Here is an 18,123-nt window from a genome sequence, read left to right as displayed (position 1 = left end):
GCCCGCAGATAATACGCCTTATCCCTTGACGGATCCGGACAGTCCCTCAACATAGAACCTCTGCAGCCAGATAAACAGGATAACGATGGGCAGTGCCACGATCACCGCTCCTGCAGCAAACTGCGTATAGTAGGTGTCTATTCTCTTGAAGTCCGTGAGCCAGTACAAGCCCACAGCAACTGTGTAGGAGCTCTGCTTGTCGCCAAAGAGCATGCTGGGGAAAATGTAATCCGACCAGGTGGCCAGAAAGCTTCCCAGCACTGTGTACACGATAATGGACTTGGCCAGAGGCAAAGTCACATGAATGAAAATCTGCAGTCTTGAAGCACCATCAATTATCGCCGCCTCATCGATGGCCTTGGGGATTGTGTCAAAAAAACCTTTGCTCACATGATATCCCATGGCTGCCCCTGCAGCTCCCACCACGATCAGAGCCATCAGCGACTGGTTAAGGCCGATGCCCTTAAGGATATTATAAACCGCGATCAGGGACATGAAGCCGGGGAACATGCCGATTATCATCAGAATGTTCATGAAGGCTTTTCTTCCCGCGAATCTGGTGCGGCTCAGCACATAGCTGGTGGCAAGGATTATCAGTGTGTTTATGACGCAGCTGCAGGCAGCTACGATCAGAGTGTTAAGCCACCATTTTGCAAAGGGAAGAACGCTCTGATTGGTAAAAAGGTTCTTGAAGTTATCAAGGGTAAAGCCCTTGGGAATAAAATATCCCACATAATAGCCCTGCTCCGCTCTGAAGGCCGTAAGCACGATCCAGAGAATGGGAAAGAGCCAGATGACTCCGAGAATCGTAAGTGCAATGTAACCAACGTTGGTCTTGGTAACCTTCATAACCAGCACCAGCGCCGCAAAAGAGCTTACGAAGGCAAGCCAGTAGCCTGCTCCCAGGTCTTTGTTCAGGAAGTTGTCGGTTATCCCCGCTTCCTTCAGCATCATCCTGGTGGAGAACATCAATAGTCCCAGGAAGATCAGTGACAGTGCCTGAGCAGCCTGCCAGATACAGGCCAGAGGCTTACTCATTTTTACCATCCCTATAAGGGAAAGGGCTGCGGAAACTGCCGTGAATATGGCAGCTCCCACAAGCAACCAGATAAAAGCTGTGGACTCACTTCCTGACAATAGTTGTACTATCGCTCCGGGGATACTTTTTTTCTCCCCGGAAACATGTATATATGGTAGGGTCAGAGCAACCGCCGCAACAAGGGAAGCTGCCACCGCCTTTAAATGGTTCTTGAGATTAAGTCCGATGACTGTTTTGTGTGTGACACTCATTATTGGAATCCCTCCTCATTTTTCATAGCATTGGATCTGGAGAAAGATACCAGGGTAAAAATAGCGGAGATGACAAAGATGATGATTCCTATGGTCGCCGCCAGGTTATAGTCGTTGCTGTCCTTGGTGAGCTTGTAAAGCCAGGTCACCAGAAGGTCCGTTTTGCCCGCGCCCTTGTAATAATCAAGGGTAAGAGGCTCACCCCCCGTCAGGAAATAGATGGGGTTAAAGTTGTTGAAGTTGCTGATCAGGTTGGAAATGATGTAGGGGGTCGTCACGAACCACATATAGGGGAAGGTGATCTTGCGGAACATGGTGAAAGGTCCCGCCCCGTCTATCTTGGCGCTCTCGTAGAGCTCTCCGGGAATGTTCATAAGGATTCCGCTTACCATCAGCATTGTCACGGGCACACCGATCCAGAAATTCACCAGGATTACGCTGACTCTTGCCCAGGTTATGTTGGATAAGAAGGGCAGAGCGTGGTCCGTAAAGCCCCACTGCTGCAGAAGGACATTGAAGATTCCTCTTTCTCCCAGCATGGTTGAAACCACACGAAGTGAAATAAATGCCGGGATTGCCATGGTTATTACAAAAATGGTGCGCCAGAATTTTTTATGTTTGATTCCCTTGGAATTAATTATCATAGCCAGTATCATCCCGCCGAAGTAGCAGGAAAAGGTGGCGGCAAAGCCCCAGATAAGGGTCCAGCCCAGCACAGGCCAGAAGGTTGCTGCCAACCTGTCACCTCCGGAAAGGAGGGTAAAAAAGTTCTTTAAGCCCACCCAGGTAAAGAGATTTCCCGGGGGCTGGTGATCCTGGTCGTAGTTGGTAAAAGCCATAAGGATCATGTAGATAAGAGGCATTACCGTAAATATGGAAAGACCAAGGACCGGAACTGACAGAAATAAGAAGTGAATGTTCTCATTGGCAAGACTCTTTATATCTTCGAGAAAAGTGTTGGGGCGTCTCCCCAGCTCTTTTGCCTGCCTTGCCGCTTCTCCCGAGTAGACACTAAAGAGAAGGAGAGCCAGGAAAAATCCGGTGATAACAAGGGTCACAACGCCGCTTAAAAGGATCAGCATGGAGTTGTCGCCCTGAGAAACTTCGTAAATACCGAGACTTTCGTTGAAGGTCATGCCCTGAGTGCTGGTGCCGAGAGTGCGCATCATAGCCAGGTTGTGGCCTCCGGTGAGTATCATGAACACAAGGTAGAGTGCTTCAAGGGCCATGAAGATAAGGCCCTTGAGTACCTGCCCGTTTCTGATATTGGAAAGCCCGAAAAGTATGTATGAAAGTTTGGAGAATATATCGCCATTGGTAAATATCGTTAGTATATTCCTTTTAGTGGTTGCTGCTTTCATTTGTATTTCCTCAACTGCTTTTTATATCGTAGTGAAACTTGTGGATCTGATTGGTTTTAGCGGTTTATGTCGCTTTTTGATTGCGGTCTTTGGTTCGGTGATTCTGTAGCGAATTGACATAGGTCACCCTATATCAGAAGGTCTCGCTGGTGATGCTGTCTACCAGAGCATCAAGCTGGCTCTGAAGGTTGTCCCTTGTTACCTCTTTGTTGTAGATGCCTACGCCAAGGGCCTTCATGGGATCCCAGTAGTCTCCCATCTGAGGGATGCTGGGCTGATTGGTGGCAAAAGCTGCCTGGCTTCCGAGAGCGCTGGCCACGAAGTCTGCTTTTACAGCATCGCTTTCAGCAAGGGATAAAAGAACGGGAACGTCGCCCTGCTTCTCATATCTTGTGAGGCAGCTCTCACTGCTTGCCATGTATACTGCCAGCTGCTGTGCAGCAAGAGGATACTGGGTGTTGGACTTAACAGTGATTGTCTTGAAATCTACGAAGTTGGAGAGCTGTACGTCTTTTCCTCCGATGTTGGCTGTGGGAAGGGCAACTGCACCAACCTTGTCGCCAAGTGCCTCTCTGAACTCCGGTGCGCTCCAGGCTCCGCTGGTAACGGCTCCGAGCTTGCCCTCCTTGAAGGCGCTTCCGCCTACGCCGTCGGCATCCTCAAGATACTTGCTGTTGGCTGCAAGATCGATCATGTACTCGCCTGCTGCAAAGCCGTTGGCATCATTGAAGCTGCAGTCTGCTGCATTTTGTCCGTCTGCTCCGAAAAGTGTGCAGCCGTTGCCAAGGAAGAACATCTCTGCATACCAGGAGTTGGTGAGCTGTGTGCTGAAGTTCCACATGCCATCGCCAAGGTCCTTGGCCATCATAACGTCAAGGCTCTTAACCTCTTCCTCTGTGAAAAGGTCCTTGTTGTAATACATGAAGAAGGTGTTGGGTGAAAAAGGAACCGCATAGGTAAGACCATCTACTGTTACAGCGTTGATGGCGCTCTCAGGAAGGTCTGCCTTGAGCTGGTCGATGTCCTTGGTTATGGGAAGGAGAAGTCCCTTGCCTACAAGGTCTCCTACGCCGCCGCTGGGTGTGTAAAAGATGTCTGCTGCTGTGTCAGCATCTGTCTCCAGAGCCTGAGGTGCCTCGTCAATTCCTACTACTGCGATCTCGTAGGTTATATTGAACTCTGCATGTGCTTCGTCAAAGTTTTTTACCATCTGATCTGTGATGTCCACCTCTTCCTCAGGAACCCAGATCTTCAAGGTTACGTCCTGAGTCTCGGTTGCTGCCGGCTGGGTGGTGTCGGTATTGTTGGTTGTGTTAGCAGTGTTGGTTGTGTTTGCGGCAGTGCCTGCTTCGCTGCCGCAGCCTGTAAGCGCTGTGATACCCATTGCTGCTGAGAGTGCTATGGCCCCTATTTTTTTGAATTCCATAATAAAAATCCTCCTTTGAAACAAATTGCGTTAATCGGTTTACCATGACTATATTCATTGTCGGTATATCGGTCAATATGTTGGGAGGATTTTCCATTATTTAGATAAATATTATTGAATTGAAGGGGAAAATGAGATTAAAATTTTAGAAACTTTTGATAAGGCCTTGGTAAACTGTTTACCATGATCATTCCCTGAGGTTTCTTACGGACTGTCTCTCCACAATTCGAAGGGGCTGACGCTCGTCCGCGGTTATGGTCTTGCCGCTCTCGATCATCCGGAACAGGTAGTCTCCGGCCTTTTTAACCTTCCACTCAAAGTCCTGGGCCACGGATGTGAGCTTTGGCGTCATCAGCTCGCAGTCCGGCAGGTTATCAAAACCTATCACCGACATGTCGTAGGGCACACGGATTCCGCACTGCTTAAGACCCTCGATAACTCCAAAGGCCACAATATCGGACATGCAGGCTACAGCGGTGTAATCGCTGCTCTTAAAGGCCAGGTCCTGCCCCACCTGCACTGCACTGTTATAGGTTGACTGTGAATAATAGATATTTCCTTTTTTGAAGGGAATTCCTGCTTCTCTGCAGGCATCTGAAAAGCCCCTGTATCGCTCCTTGATAACACCCTCTGAGGTTATCTCCGGTGTCACCAGCGCAAGCTTGTCGTGGCCCTTTCCAATAAGATATCTGGCGGACAGATAGCCGCCTCTGTAGTCTTCGATTCCGACGTTAACGATCTTTTCATCAGGAGCATAGGTGTCGAGAAATACCACCGGCATATCGATGAGCTCCCTGATCTCCCTGACTTCATCCTTGTAGATACCAAGAAATACGGCGCCGTCCACATTCCAGGAGGACAGCATCGTTACTATGTCCCTGGCGTCGCCGACACACCGGAGCATCAGATAATAATCTTTTCCCCGGATGTATTTCTCCAAAGATGCAAGAATATGGGCATTATAGGGATTGGCAAAAAAGTCCTCATCCGGAGCCATATAGGGCACCACCACTCCAATGAGTCTGCTCTCTTTCCTGGCCAGAGACCTGGCTATAACGTTGGGCTTATACCCCGTAGCCTTAATGATCTCCTCAACCTTCTGCCTGGTCGCCTGAGAAACCTTGCCATAATTGCCGTTTAAAACATTGGAAACAGTGGCCGTACTGACGCCGGCCTGCTGTGCGATCATCTTGATATTCACGATTTATCTCCTATACTCGTTAGTAAACCGATTAACTTTACCCTAACTATACATAGGAGGTAATACACTGTCAAGAGCAGGTGCTCTAAAATTGGGGTCTGACCCCAATTCACACTTTAGACACAATTATCATTTTCTCACCCCCAGATATTTCCTGGTCCCGCGCCCTTTCACAAATAAAATTGGGGTCAGACCCCAATTTTTCTCACACTAAACTTCCTCGCAAAAGTATACTTTTTTCCGTTTAAGCCACTCAATCGCTTCACCCTCAGACTCAAATCTTCGCCCTGCAGCCTCACCGAAAGCCTCAAGATCAGTAATCTTCGCCATAATAACCGGCTCCTCGGGCAACACCTCTCCCTTATCCATGGCCCGGAACTCATCTTCCTTCCGCATCCGCCTTATGTAATCCTCATCCCTGACACAGTAAACATCATAACGCTCACGTATTTGCTCAGAATCGGCAATTCGGTTAACCGCAAAATCGCAGATAGTCTCAAATCCCATCCAGGAATAAATAGCCTCATCCACGGGCATAAGGAAAACAAAAGGAACTTTCTCTTTTGCCAGAATCTCAAATGTCCTGTCAAAAACTCGTCTCATCTGCCCTTCATGGCGCCGCAAAGCGGTGGTTGCAACAGCCACAACATAGTAGCTCTGAACCACAGTGCCGCAGAGATTTACAGTGTAGGGATTGAGGTGAAGCATCGACACAACCTCGCCGCCATCACCGCTTTCGCTGCCTTTGCCGCCCTCGATGCTGACTACCATTCGATTTTTCCTGCAAACATCTTCGTAATAATAATCAACAAATTCCTTTGGATCGTCAAAAGCCTCCTCGTACAGCTTTCTGGTCTTCTGCTTTCCCGCTATATCTTTTTCCGCAATTTCAACTATCATGCCGTCTTCTCACTCACTCTGAATTTTCTCGCATATCCCACGGGATTGTAGCTCTCTTTTGCCCGGCGAAGGCCCTCGATTCCCATGTCGTCCTCACGGTTCACCAGCTGCGCCTCGGGGTAGGAATTAAGAAGGAACTGCTGATTGATGACCTGATAGATCCCGGGAATCTCGGAGTTGCCCTTCTCAATGCTGACAACCACCATTTTTTCCCTGGCGTTGTAGGATCCGATGGTAAAAGCCTCCATCTTCTCATCGATAAAAATGGCTCCGATCCTGAAGGTAACCTTGTCGCAATTACGTAAAATATCTGTGACACCTTCCTTTTCCAGTAGCAGTGTTTCCCTGCTTTCCACGCCATCTGCGAGGCGCTGCTCCACCCATTTACTCATGAACTCTTCAAGAAAAAATTCATCTACGCAGCAAAGAGTCTTATACTCCCACCTGCCTTCATATTCCTTCATAAATTTGTTCACGAGATTACGCTTCTTCTGGAACTTTTTCCCCGGAAGCTCTCTAAGCTCCCCGGCGTCGTAGAGATAATCCTTAAGGTCACTTTCCTCCGCCACCTCGTACTCCGCAGAATCGCACAGGCCAAGAATTCGGAGCGCCTCCTCATCCGCCAGATCAATCCGTAGCGGACTTGCAAGTTCCCGGTGAAAAAAATCTCTGAGCATCTCGAAATACTTCGGAAGCTCCTCTTTACTGCAATATGGCATGGCAGCAAAATAGCCCTTCTCATCCTTCATAAGAAGCAGCGCTGCCCCATCTTCATGATAAACCGCAGTGTTATACATGTTTTTCCAGATATATGTATCAAGAACCGTACTATCACAGGTCCTGTTGTCTCTAAGTGCATATGTCTTTGCCAGCTCCGCCGCCTCCTCAAAGGTAGGCGCATGGAATTCAAGCTTTTTATCCATAATAATTATCCTCTTTCGCAAATTTAATTGTGCACAATTTAAAAATATAACATCCACCCATTCTTGTCAAGCAAAACATCCCCATACGCTAAATCGTTCGCAAAAAATTGGGGTCTGACCCCAATTTTATCACCTACCGCCCACAAAGCCTGTAACCACCGCATTTTCTAATTTCACAATTGTGTCCTTTCTGTGAATTGGGGTCAGACCCCAATCTTTTCCCCGTTGACCGCCGCCCTCACCTGGCGTATAGTCGATAAATAAAGCCACATCACAAGGAGGAGAACATATGGAAATCACCGAGAAACTAGACCTGCTACTTGAAAAAGCAACCAAAGACAACGCATTAAAAGAAAAGCTCCTGGCCACCTCCGCATCCGCCAATCCCCTGCACGATTTCTGCGCCACAGCCACAGAATGCGGCATCCCGCTCTCCGTCATGGACATCGTCAACCAGGGTGAGGAATTCTACGCCGAGATCAAGCGCAGCACCAACGGCGGCGGTGAGAACTCCCCCAATCTTGACTTCCAGAACGATGAATACTCCATCTTCATGATGAGGCTCAAGGGCTGATACAAAAAAGATGGTTCAATCCCCCTGCGATTGAACCATCTCTATTTATCTACAAACCTGTCTTTTTTCTTCCCATGCATCATAACAACAATAGCCGCTATAACAAAAGTCGAATTGCTGATAAGAGTCTGCTTAAGGTCACCCCTGCCGCCGGAAGTCCTGTCGTCCGCAATGGACATCCCTGCGATCAGGCCGTACCGCGACATAGTCATGAAATCCAGCGCCGCATGGAGAAGGATAACTCCCAGCAGGTTTCCCCATTTAACATATATTGCACATAACAGCATTCCCATCATGGTTGTCGCCAACATCTGAAGAAGCGTAGCCTCAAGATCCCGGCTGTAGAAATAATTGGAAAAATGATACAGGCCAAAGAGCAGCCCGCCGATCAGGACCGTGATCACTTTTCCCTTGCCTTCTTTGCTAAATTTATCCGCAAGAAGTCTGGTTATGGTGCCTCTCATAAGTAGCTCCTCTGACAGACCGACCATCAGCAGGAACAAAACAAAATAAACGATATGAGATGGTTCTTTTAACATCTTTCCTTTATCAAACTCATCTATCAAAAAAACAATACTGCCCAGCACTGAGATAATCAGTATCCATGCTCCGGATAAAAGACTTTTCCCAAGGTTCTTAAATGGGTCCTTTAGCGAATCCAGTGTCCCTATGCAAAAGGCGATCAGTAATGCAGGAAGAACCTTCAGAAGAATCTCGGCAAAGAAATATGACTGATTAGAGGTGCCGAAGCTAAAGTGTAGGGCTGTTCCCATCTGCCACATTAATTCGTAGAGGGAGAGCTCCGCGATGAATACTGCTACGATTGCGATAGATACATGTTTTTTGAAAAAAGTATGTATAGAGTCCATTAAATAATAACCTTCCTGCTTAGATCTATTAATCCCTTTCCCGGCGCCAAGCCCCAAGCAGATTATTATACAATGAAAATCACCAAAGGTGAATTTTATTCTCTTCTCACACCATCATCTCATATATCTTCCTGCAATCTTCCTCATCCAGCCTCACAAAACCGGAGATGCTGCCAAAATTGGGGTCTGACCCCAATTTTTTTTGTAATCTAACTCAAATCCAGTATTTATCAGCATTCTTCAAAATCGCATTTGTGTCTAAACTGTGAATTGGGGTCAGACCCCAAAAATATGAGGTATAATGAGAGGTAGGTGTTCTTTTCTACAGAGCGAAGCCACGGGGGATGTGGCATGTGACACTTTTGTGATAATCCGTTTGCTAATATTTGTTTGCAGATGTGAAAGACAGATGTGAAAATTTGAGGACGCCTAATGAGGAGGGAATTAAATATGAGAAAATTACAGGTAACGAAAGTATTGTCCGGAGTGATGGCTGCAGTTATGGTAATGGCAGCTGTGACGGGGTGCGGAAGTAGGGAGACAGCGGCTGTGATTGAGCCGGAGCAGGTTCCGCTGGCTGATGGAGTGGATGCTGCTGAGGACCAGACCGCTGTTGATGATGCGGTGTCGGAGGTTCCTGAGGTTCAGTACAAAGTCTATGAGGATCCCAACGAATGGAAATGCCAGTATGATCCCGGCTGCATCGAGGTAATCGGCGGCGGTGCGCAGATGGCCTTTTCCTACACAGGTGAGTGCGCAGGCACAAACATTCTGATGGTAACCTACACAATCGATAAGGATGCAGAGCAGGCCGCCAAGGACTACGTGTCTGAGTGGGGCGAGGCTGCTACTATGACAGAGACACGTTTCCCCGGGACTGAGGACGTTAAGGGCTATTATGTGTATCTTCCCGCCGGCGACGAGGGATCAGGACTGTATATGGTAGGATTTACGAGAGACTACCTCGAGGGTGCGCTCCTTTTTGAGTTCACCGGCCACAAAAGCGGCAACGAGGAGATGGATATCGCTGTCAGCGACGCCTTCGCAACGATATTTGATACGTTAGAGTTCGTGGAAGAAGCGACTGCCCCCGCGAACGAGGCCGCAGCAGAAGCTACAACGGAGGCTGCAGCGAAGCTTCCGGCATATGAGTATCCGGGACCTGAATATTTTTACTTGGTATTGTACAGCTACCTTGATGAAGAGCTGGGCCAGTACTTCGATCGTGGCGATGTGTCGATTCCCTGCCCGGTGATTCTGTGCGAGGATGATAGTGATCGCAGCGACATCAAGGTTTACGGCGATTTCTGGTTCTACAATTATAACCTCAACGGCGACGTGCTTGAGACCCTGGGCGGCGGCTCTTTTCCCGGATGCATTCATATAAAGACCACCGAGTCAGGCGATTATGAAGTGACGAGCTTCGAGCAGGTTGGCGACGGCTCAGACTTTGAACCCACTGCAAAAAAGATCTTCGGCGAGCACTACGATGCTTTTATGAAGGCATACTCCGACTCTGAGGCCACTGAAGCAACCCGCGCCCAGATCATCGCCAACTATGTAGCCGCCAACAATCTGAGCATCACTTCTTACAAGGATTTTGGCTGGGATCCGGTTGTACTTCCGGAAGAGAATATTGATTCTTTCTACAGCACATTAGACTAATCTAACCACGCTTTTTTCTCTCCCAAGGCACCCAGTTGTCGTCTTCGCAAAATTCTTTCTGGATCAGTTGTTCCTGCTCTCTGTGGGAAACTCTGGACTCAACGAATCTGCGATACCGCTCATGGGGCTTTTTGGGGAAAAAACCTAAAATGCGCGAAGTTTCGGTAAGATTCCAAATGGAACTTATTATGAGCTTTTGCGCATTATTTATTGCGGGAAAATACGAATTGACGTACTTACAGTAACTGCTGTACAGGAATTTTTCAGGAGAAACTACCATGTTTGCTTTGACCGGATTGAGATGGATGTAGCGACTGCTTTCCAGAAAGTACGGTACATCTTCGATGAGCTTGGCCTTGTAGCGGCCTTCAAAAAGATGCCCGGTCACGCTGTATTTTTTGTTATAACCTTCAACATAAATACTGAGGATTTTCTGCATGATTATGCTAAGTGACGTCTCGCCGGTTTCGATGATCATGTGGAAATGATTGGGCATAAGACAGAGGGCATGGATTTTGAAACCGGATTCCGATTGGATTTTTTTGACACACCGTAAAAAACGTAGGTAGTCTGAATCATTGTTGAAAATTAGTTTTCTTCTGTTGCCTCTGCTCATGACGTGGTAAACTGCGCCTTTGTACCAGATTCTTCTAGGTCTTGCCATATAGTGTCATTCCTTTTTAGTGTTATTGCGTTTAAGTGTTATCTCTTGGTCCAAATAGTTGGGAATCAGCCGCGACAAGAAATGTCTGGCTGTACCTGATTGGAGTTAATGAAATTGCGAAAGATTATCGCAACACCGATAGGATAGCACATGGCAAAAGAAAAAACAAGCGCATAAAAAAGTGAGCATGGCAGAAAAGCACATGCCCACTTCAAAATTCTTAAGTTAGCCCCGGTACTCCAGGCACAGCATGGTAAGATCGTCGAACTGCTCGGCGTCTTTGACGAAATCGCTGACGGCTGATCGCACGTTGGTAAGGGTGTCTTGGAGCGACGGGGGTTCGGAGCCGCTTCCGGATTCGTTCAAAGCAGCAAGCATGCGCTCTGTGCCGAACATGTTATTGTCGGCGTCGCAGGCTTCCGGCACGCCATCGGTGTAGAGGAAGAGACGGTCTCCTTTTTCCAGAGTGATCTCGTACTCCTTGTAGCTGGTGCCTTCCATGCCGCCGATAACAAAGCCGTGCTTGTCTTTGTAAATTTCATATTCCCCGCCGGAGCGTTTAAGAACCGGGTACTCGTGGCCCGCGTTGGCGCAGGTAAGCTTGCCGGTGGAGATTTCCAGAATTCCCAGCCAGACCGTTACGAACATGTCGGTCTGGTTTTTTGATGAGATTGCTTCGTTGGTCTTGTTAAGGGTCTCCGCAGCGGAGGTTCCAAGCATGGCACAGCTCTGGATAATGACTTTGGAAATCATCATGAAAAGAGCGGCTGGGATGCCTTTTCCCGAAACGTCTGCCATGAGCACACACAGGTGATCATCGTCAATCAGGAAGTAGTCGTAGAAGTCGCCGCCAACCTCTCTTGCGGGCTCAACGCTGGCGTAGATGTCGAACTCTTTTCTGTCGGGAAAAGGTGGAAAATCGTGCGGAATCATGGATAGCTGAATCTTGGTTGCAAGGGACAGCTCAGTCTCGATTCGCTCGTTCTGGGCGGTGACTTTGGTCAGATTGGTCTCGTAGTCCAGCATCTCTTTTTCCATGGTAGACATGACGTTGCACAGGTTCTCAATCTCGTCGCCGGTGTGGATATCAAGGGTGGAAAAAAAGGATTTCTCGCCGGTGGCGTTTTCTTTGTGCTTGACGTAATCCGATGATGCCTGGGCGATGCGGTTGATGGGCTCCACGAGGCCTTTTTTGATCCGCTTGTTCTGAGTGTAGGAAATCAGGACGGTTACGGCGCCGAGGACGATGAGCAGCTGGAAAAAGAATTTGACCATTAGGGTGATCTCTTCGCTGATGGAAATGTCCACCAGCATAAAGGCGCAGAGGTTACCGGCGCTGTCCTTCATGGGCACTGCCACTGAGCACAAAAAGCCGTATTTGTCGATCCAGGCGATGTCGTAGAGTGTTCTGCTGTCGTTGTGGTTTAGGAACTTCATCATGCCTTTTTTGTTGACGGGTTCCCATTCTCCGGGTTTGATGCCCTGTCCGTCAATGTCGTCGGCGTCGGCGATGTAGACTATGCGCGAATTCTGCTCATCGTACATGGCGATGTACACTGCGTAGACGTTGTGGTATTCCTTGGTTCCCGCCAGCATGTTGATGAGGCGCCTGTAGGTGCTGTCGCTCCCTGTGTCGATGGAGCTGAAGTGCTCAAGGTACGCCGGGGTTCCGACTGCATTTTTTTCCTCATCGCTGAGCCCGTTATATATATCCATAACTTCCCGGGAAAAACCAAGGCTGTCTGCACCGTGAATGGCGCTCATTGCCGCCTGCATTGCCGCAGACTCCGCGACCCTTATAAGCTGTTTGGTGTTTGAGACTCCGTAGAAGGTCAGAGCCATGATCTGCGCCACGATTCCGAAGGCGACGCAGCTAAGAAGTGTAAAAGATCTTGCTTTTTCGGCAAGCGAATGGTTCTTGTTGATACTCAATCTTTTTTTCCCCCACAAAAAAAGAATTATTGGTATGCGTATTCTGTATTAATCATACCACGAGTATCTGCAAATGTGAAAAAACTGTGAATTGGGGTCAGACCCCAATCACAGTTTTTTCACATTTGCGGTATATTAAGCTGTCTTCTGGTTCTCTTCCTGGCTCTGAAGTGAGAAGAATGCCATCTTCTCATTAAGAGTCTCGGCCATATCACGCAGATCGCTGGCAGCGTTGCTGATAAGTGAGAATGTAGCGTTGAGCTCTTCCATAGAAGCATTTGTCTCCTCGGTAGAAGCTGCGTTCTGCTGAGAAATTGCGGAAAGCTCCTGGATAATATCTGCGAAGCTTGTCTTAAGCTGATTCAGAAGGTGGATCTTCTCTGATATCTGCTTTGTGGAATGATCTACGTTGTTAACGTTCTCTACGACAGCATCCATGTCATCCTTGGTGTTGGTGAGCTGCTCGTTCTGCTCCTGCATGCTCTCGCTGAGCTTTTCGATGATCTGAACGTTCTTCTGAGACTCCTCAACAAGAAGCTCAACGATTGACTTGATTGAAACAGCGGCCTCTTTTGACTGCTTAGAAAGGTTACCGATCTCGGAAGCAACAACTGAGAAGCCCTTGCCATACTCACCTGCTCTTGCAGCCTCGATGGAAGCGTTAAGAGAAAGAAGGTGTGTCTGCTCTGCGATCTCTGTGATCATGTTAGAAGCCTCTGCGATACTCTTTACAGAGTCGTTGGTGTTGCGGATCTGAGTATTGATATCCTGCATTGAAGACATAACGTCAACATTCTTGTCCATAAGGCTGCCAAGAGTATCAACTGTACGCTGAGCGCCTGTCATCATATCGTTAGCTGCTGCTGAAAGAACTTCGATTCTGTCAGTGATATCGTCAATGCTGTCGCCCATCTCTATTGTGTTGTTTACTGAGTTTTCTACACTTTCTGCCTGTGAAGCTGCGCCGCGGCTGATATCCTCAACGGCTGTTGTAACCTGCTCTGCAACTCTTGAAGCAGACTCTGCTGATGTAGCAAGGCTCTCACCTGACTTTGTAACGTCCTCTGACAGCTTCTTTGTAGCACTGATAACGTCCTGAAGCTTGTCACGAACCTGAGCGGAGCTGGATGCGATGACACCAAGCTCATCCTTACGATTGAAGGTTCTGTCGTTAATATAGAAGGAAAGCTCACCCTCCTCAAGATTCTGGAGGCCATCAACGATATCACGGATAGCCTTGCTGGTTCTTGAGATGATAAGACGGGCAACGATCAGATTAAATACAAAGAAAAGAAGGAATGTGGCAAGGATCGCTGTTCCGGCTGCCTGCATGTTCTTTGCTACGATAGTTGTATCACGACCTGCGAAAACCATACCTGCTGTGGTTCCGTCAGAGTTCTTAAGAGGAAGGTAGTATGCGTACCAGTTCTGTCCGCCGATCTCGAAGTTCTTTGCAAGGTACTCATTTCCGTGTCTAAGAACCTCTGCGATTACTGCATCAGAGGCCTTGGTGCCTTCCATACGCTTGCCGGTGGTAGCATCTGTAAGAGAAGTAATATAACGTGTATCTCCGTAGAAAATAGTGAAATGCATACCGGTCTGCTTATTAAGGTTATCAAGCTGTCTCTGGTAGTTATCATGTACAGCAACGCCGCCCTTAAGAAGCTGGCCATCCTCTGATAATGACCAGTCACCCTCGTACTGATTAGAGATCTGATTCTCGAGAAGGATAGCGGCTGCCTGAAGGCCCTCTGAGAAAGATGTGTAATATGCGCTCTGAATGTGGTTGAATCCGATGTAACCGATCAGTGCAGACATAGCGATTGCAAGCACTGATGCGATAAGAATAATACCACGGACCATGTTTCTACTCTTCTTTTTCATTTCATTTCCTTTCTGTTCGTATTTGTACAAACAATAAAACTCAACACAAAAAAGCATGGGAGACATGTCCCATGCTTCTGAAAAATTCGTTTCGAAATCGATCTGCGGGTATTGCCCCGATCAGATCATTATCGAATAGGAATGCAACTGGCTGACATGTTAAAGTCCCTATAGCTTTGCGCCACAAGCTTTCGCTTGCTTTGCCCAATATTTCAACAACAAAATGCATTATATTTCAGACGCTCGCTTAATGCAATATTAATTTTTAATTTATATTTTTTTCATAAATCATGTCAAAGAAATAACTGTAAAACAATAATCCTTTGTTGAAGAGTTACAACAGAATTATTTCGAATGTGATTCCATATAATATGAAGAAACGGCTCCGGCAACATAGTTTCACGTTTTTGATAATCGGTTAAAAGTTAATTACTTGTTGACTTAGCGGCTATCTATATGTAATTATATGGACGCAACAATTATAAAAAATATATTAAAAAATTATGATAACGAAATTAATTCAGGAGGGTAACAATGAACGAGCTTGCAGTTTACAATGATGTTGTGACAGAAGAGAAAAAGTATATCGCTTTTAAGATTGGCGATGAGAACTTTGCAATTGATATTTTTTCCATTAATACTATTATCGAACTTCCTCAGATCACAGGCATGCCCGGTGCTGAGGCGCATTACAGAGGAATCATTTACCTGCGCGGTGAGGTGATCCCTGTGCTTTCCCTTCGTCGTATGATGGGTCTTGAGGATGATGTTTTCACACGTAGCACCAAGATTGTTGTTGTTACTTTGGAGGAGAACAAGCAGGTCGGAATCATCGTTGACCAGGTTATGGACGTGATCTCTGTTGCCGATGAGGAAATCAAGGAATCATCTGCTTTCCTTAAGGGCTGCGAGTACCTTGTAAGCGGCGTTGGCAAGATTGACGGAGAGCTGTATTCCATGGTTAATCTTGGATTCCTTGCTTAATTGTGTCCAAAGTGTGATTGGGGTCTGACCCCAATTCACACTTTAGACACAATTTACCTTTTCACAAATCCTGATAAATACTGGCTTCGCGCCATGTGCAAAAAAAAATTGGGGTCAGACCCCAATTTTTTTCAAAATTAATCCTTTATTTATCACTCCTCTACTTCTCGATCCTCTTAATCCACTTCCCGCTCCGTAGCCTCACCACGCACACCGCGCACTTAATAAACTGATCGATCTTCAGCATAATATACACCCAGAACCCCGGCCACTTAAACACCAGCCCCGTAAGCGCCCCCAGCGGAATACTGCACAGCCACAGGAAAATAATATCCGCCACCATCAGAAACTTCGTATCACCGCCCCCTCGCAGCGTCCCCTTCGTCAAAATACTGTTCGCCGCCTGAAACCAGATAACCACCGCCACCGCATGCATCAGATCCCCGGCCAGCACCGCCGTCTCCGGCTCAATCTTGTACGCTCCGACGATAACATTGGACAACAGCAGAATAACCCCGCAGCCCACACCGCCGATGATAAATCCCAGCGCCGCAAAAGTGTAGCCCTGCTGCCTCGCCTTCTCCACCTCCCCTTTTCCCAGGGTGATCCCCGTGATCGTACAGCTGGCCTGAGAGATGCCTTGTATCACCACCGTCGCAAGCTGCATCACCACCGTCGTTATGGAATTCGCCGCAACGAAACTCGCCCCGATGTGTCCCATAACCACCGCCACAGCGCTGTTTCCAAGCCCCAGCAGCGTATCCGACACCAGCACCGGAATCGAGATCCTGATGTACTCCGGAATCAGATTTCCCACAGAAATCGCAAGATCCCTCGGCCGCAGCCCAATATTCGTATCCACGAACATCAGAAATCCCATGATAACGCCAAACTCCACAACCCTCGCGATCAGCGTTCCCAGCGCCGCACCGTTGACACCCATAGCCGGCGCCCCCAGCTTACCGAAGATAAATACCCAGTTAAAAAAGATATTGATAAAAAAAGAAGCAATACTCGAATACAGCGGAATATTGGCCTTGCCCACGCTCCTTAGCATAATGCTGGACGTCATCGCATAGCCGTTAAGATAATAACAAGGAATCGATATCAGCAGATACCCCGTGCCCTTTTCAATAACCTCTTTTTCCGTAGTAAACAGTCTCATAATATTCTCAGGAAAAAGAGCTGTCACCACCGCAAATACCGTCGCCACCACGAACAGCATCCTGAGCATGATATTCACAGCCTTTTTCATGGAGAGCTTCTCCTTCATCCCAAAGAACCTGCTCACCAGCACGCTGGCGCCCATTCCAAGCCCCATGCACATGATCTGAAAAATGCTGATAAAATTATTGGCCAGAGTAGCCCCGCTCATGGGCGCCTCCCCCAGCTGCCCCAGCATCACGTTGTCCGCCATGTTGACCCCCACCGTGATCAGCTGCTGAAGCGCAATCGGCAGCGCATAGGCCGCCAAAGTAGTGTAAAATTTTTTGTCCCTGACGAAAATCATACTCTCTCCCAACAATTACATATTTGCCGGGAAATAGTATAGCACAGCCGTCACATGGTATAAATGAAATTCACAACCTTTACTGAATTTGTGGTAAAGAAGAGGCTCTTGCAGCCCTATTTTTTATGCTATTCTGATTGTCAGCCTGGAAACCAATATCATGTATGCAGGCGCCACCATCGGTACCTATGCAGGCCCCGGAGCTATTGCGTTTGCGTATTTTGAGAAGTAATGGATGTGGGGACGGTTTTTTTACCAATGGGGACGGTTCTGTTTGGTAAAAAACCGTCTCATTCATTTGAGTATCACCCCCCGGGAAGCCACATGTGCCTGACACTTTATATATTGTAAATCCCTTATATCCATGCTATTGTATTATCGTTGTGATACTCTTTCACAACTTCAATTCCAATCCGGAAAGGCAATGCATTCTGCATATGCTTATTTTCAATGTTTTGGGTATTTGAATTAAAAAAATCAATGAAGGAGGCATATGTGTATGCAAGAAGAACCCACAAATGAAATCGATGTATCCCCATTGTATTCTGAGTTTGCCTATGACGACGCATTCAGAACAATGGAAACAGAGTGTGATGACATAGTCATTCCCTTTGTCAATTATTTCTACAATGAAAACTATGACAAGACCGCTGTCATCACAAGAATGAGAAATGAACATTTCATCGAGCATCAGGACAAAACTGATGAGAAAAGAATAACAGATTCTCATTTTACCATCACCTACAAAGGAACCAGCAAAAAGTATCACTGGGAATGCGAGAGCAAGAAATATGACGGATCATTACTCGTCAAGCTCTTTGAATATGATTCGCAGGTTGCCGTAGATACAAGTGTCGTAAGAGGATCTGTTTTACGCGTAAACTTCCCCAACACCGGTCTACTGCTCCTTAGAAAGTCCGCCAGAACTCCTGACACCGCC

General features: G+C 47.4%; 14 protein-coding genes, 1 pseudogene and 1 riboswitch. Of the genes and pseudogenes, 4 read left to right on the top strand and 11 right to left on the bottom strand.

Features of this window, described 5'->3' with window-relative positions:
• Window positions 1-18: 18 nt before the first annotated feature.
• From NXH67_RS13605 to NXH67_RS13580, 6 genes are all read right to left on the bottom strand, one after another.
• The gene (locus NXH67_RS13605) at window positions 19-1,290 is read right to left on the bottom strand and encodes a sugar ABC transporter permease (RefSeq protein WP_022779907.1); all 1,272 of its coding nucleotides are present in this window, start codon (window positions 1,288-1,290) and stop codon (window positions 19-21) included.
• Window positions 1,290-2,651: a carbohydrate ABC transporter permease gene (locus tag NXH67_RS13600; RefSeq protein ID WP_272797721.1), complete on the bottom strand. Its 1,362-nt coding sequence runs from the start codon at window positions 2,649-2,651 to the stop codon at window positions 1,290-1,292. Before NXH67_RS13600 ends, NXH67_RS13605 begins: the two co-directional genes overlap by 1 nt.
• A gap of 133 nt (window positions 2,652-2,784) precedes the next feature.
• Window positions 2,785-4,077: an extracellular solute-binding protein gene (locus NXH67_RS13595; RefSeq protein ID WP_272797720.1), complete on the bottom strand. Its 1,293-nt coding sequence runs from the start codon at window positions 4,075-4,077 to the stop codon at window positions 2,785-2,787.
• Between the two features lie 187 nt (window positions 4,078-4,264).
• Entirely contained in the window at window positions 4,265-5,278 is a 1,014-nt protein-coding gene (locus NXH67_RS13590; RefSeq protein ID WP_272797719.1) for a LacI family DNA-binding transcriptional regulator, read from the bottom strand.
• Window positions 5,279-5,488: 210 nt separating this feature from the next.
• Window positions 5,489-6,178: a GNAT family N-acetyltransferase gene (locus NXH67_RS13585; protein WP_272797718.1), complete on the bottom strand. Its 690-nt coding sequence runs from the start codon at window positions 6,176-6,178 to the stop codon at window positions 5,489-5,491.
• On the bottom strand, window positions 6,175-7,101 hold the full coding sequence (locus NXH67_RS13580) for a DUF2156 domain-containing protein (RefSeq protein ID WP_022779902.1): 927 nt from the start codon (window positions 7,099-7,101) through the stop codon (window positions 6,175-6,177). The genes NXH67_RS13585 and NXH67_RS13580 overlap by 4 nt, the downstream gene beginning before the upstream one ends.
• A gap of 289 nt (window positions 7,102-7,390) precedes the next feature.
• On the opposite strand from NXH67_RS13580, the gene NXH67_RS13575 reads away from it, so the two are divergent.
• Complete coding sequence (locus tag NXH67_RS13575; protein ID WP_272797717.1) at window positions 7,391-7,675, top strand: hypothetical protein; 285 nt, start codon at window positions 7,391-7,393, stop codon at window positions 7,673-7,675.
• Between the two features lie 41 nt (window positions 7,676-7,716).
• Here NXH67_RS13575 and NXH67_RS13570 read toward each other — a convergent pair whose 3' ends face one another.
• Entirely contained in the window at window positions 7,717-8,544 is an 828-nt protein-coding gene (locus tag NXH67_RS13570) for a CPBP family intramembrane glutamic endopeptidase (RefSeq protein ID WP_272797716.1), read from the bottom strand.
• Between the two features lie 450 nt (window positions 8,545-8,994).
• Here NXH67_RS13570 and NXH67_RS13565 point away from each other — a divergent pair, with 450 nt between their 5' ends.
• The gene (locus NXH67_RS13565; protein WP_272797715.1) at window positions 8,995-10,209 is read left to right on the top strand and encodes a hypothetical protein; all 1,215 of its coding nucleotides are present in this window, start codon (window positions 8,995-8,997) and stop codon (window positions 10,207-10,209) included.
• A 1-nt stretch (window position 10,210) separates the two neighbouring features.
• Here NXH67_RS13565 and NXH67_RS13560 read toward each other — a convergent pair whose 3' ends face one another.
• The 3 genes from NXH67_RS13560 to NXH67_RS13550 all read right to left on the bottom strand — a co-directional run bounded on the left by NXH67_RS13560 (window position 10,211) and on the right by NXH67_RS13550 (window position 14,689).
• A complete protein-coding gene (locus NXH67_RS13560; protein WP_022780067.1) occupies window positions 10,211-10,873 on the bottom strand; it encodes a transposase in 663 nt (220 codons plus the stop codon).
• 225 nt (window positions 10,874-11,098) lie between these two features.
• Window positions 11,099-12,805: a PP2C family protein-serine/threonine phosphatase gene (locus tag NXH67_RS13555; RefSeq protein WP_272797714.1), complete on the bottom strand. Its 1,707-nt coding sequence runs from the start codon at window positions 12,803-12,805 to the stop codon at window positions 11,099-11,101.
• Between the two features lie 135 nt (window positions 12,806-12,940).
• Complete coding sequence (locus tag NXH67_RS13550) at window positions 12,941-14,689, bottom strand: methyl-accepting chemotaxis protein (RefSeq protein ID WP_272797713.1); 1,749 nt, start codon at window positions 14,687-14,689, stop codon at window positions 12,941-12,943.
• A gap of 139 nt (window positions 14,690-14,828) precedes the next feature.
• A riboswitch (cyclic di-GMP riboswitch) is annotated at window positions 14,829-14,904 on the bottom strand.
• Between the two features lie 319 nt (window positions 14,905-15,223).
• Here NXH67_RS13550 and NXH67_RS13545 point away from each other — a divergent pair.
• On the top strand, window positions 15,224-15,673 hold the full coding sequence (locus NXH67_RS13545) for a chemotaxis protein CheW (RefSeq protein ID WP_022780065.1): 450 nt from the start codon (window positions 15,224-15,226) through the stop codon (window positions 15,671-15,673).
• A gap of 160 nt (window positions 15,674-15,833) precedes the next feature.
• Here NXH67_RS13545 and NXH67_RS13540 read toward each other — a convergent pair whose 3' ends face one another.
• Window positions 15,834-17,183, bottom strand: a complete 1,350-nt coding sequence (locus NXH67_RS13540) for an MATE family efflux transporter (RefSeq protein ID WP_272797712.1) — start codon at window positions 17,181-17,183, stop codon at window positions 15,834-15,836.
• A 499-nt stretch (window positions 17,184-17,682) separates the two neighbouring features.
• Between NXH67_RS13540 and NXH67_RS13535 the strand changes: the two are divergent.
• Window positions 17,683-18,123: pseudogene (locus NXH67_RS13535) on the top strand (hypothetical protein); the annotation flags it as partial.

Origin of the sequence: Butyrivibrio sp. DSM 10294 (genome assembly GCF_028539135.1) — a bacterium.
Lineage (GTDB): Bacteria > Bacillota > Clostridia > Lachnospirales > Lachnospiraceae > Butyrivibrio.
The sequence above is the reverse complement of the archived record's forward strand: the minus strand, read 5'-3'. Positions and strand labels throughout refer to the sequence as shown.

What these genes read in the sequence shown, in the direction of transcription:
- NXH67_RS13605 (WP_022779907.1), bottom strand. Translation starts at nt 1,290, where the DNA reads ATGAGTGTCACACACAAAACAGTCATCGGACTTAATCTCAAGAACCAT.
- NXH67_RS13600 (WP_272797721.1), bottom strand. Translation starts at nt 2,651, where the DNA reads ATGAAAGCAGCAACCACTAAAAGGAATATACTAACGATATTTACCAAT.
- NXH67_RS13595 (WP_272797720.1), bottom strand. Translation starts at nt 4,077, where the DNA reads ATGGAATTCAAAAAAATAGGGGCCATAGCACTCTCAGCAGCAATGGGT.
- NXH67_RS13585 (WP_272797718.1), bottom strand. Translation starts at nt 6,178, where the DNA reads ATGATAGTTGAAATTGCGGAAAAAGATATAGCGGGAAAGCAGAAGACC.
- NXH67_RS13580 (WP_022779902.1), bottom strand. Translation starts at nt 7,101, where the DNA reads ATGGATAAAAAGCTTGAATTCCATGCGCCTACCTTTGAGGAGGCGGCG.
- NXH67_RS13575 (WP_272797717.1), top strand. Translation starts at nt 7,391, where the DNA reads ATGGAAATCACCGAGAAACTAGACCTGCTACTTGAAAAAGCAACCAAA.
- NXH67_RS13570 (WP_272797716.1), bottom strand. Translation starts at nt 8,544, where the DNA reads ATGGACTCTATACATACTTTTTTCAAAAAACATGTATCTATCGCAATC.
- NXH67_RS13565 (WP_272797715.1), top strand. Translation starts at nt 8,995, where the DNA reads ATGAGAAAATTACAGGTAACGAAAGTATTGTCCGGAGTGATGGCTGCA.
- NXH67_RS13560 (WP_022780067.1), bottom strand. Translation starts at nt 10,873, where the DNA reads ATGGCAAGACCTAGAAGAATCTGGTACAAAGGCGCAGTTTACCACGTC.
- NXH67_RS13550 (WP_272797713.1), bottom strand. Translation starts at nt 14,689, where the DNA reads ATGAAAAAGAAGAGTAGAAACATGGTCCGTGGTATTATTCTTATCGCA.
- NXH67_RS13545 (WP_022780065.1), top strand. Translation starts at nt 15,224, where the DNA reads ATGAACGAGCTTGCAGTTTACAATGATGTTGTGACAGAAGAGAAAAAG.
- NXH67_RS13540 (WP_272797712.1), bottom strand. Translation starts at nt 17,183, where the DNA reads ATGATTTTCGTCAGGGACAAAAAATTTTACACTACTTTGGCGGCCTAT.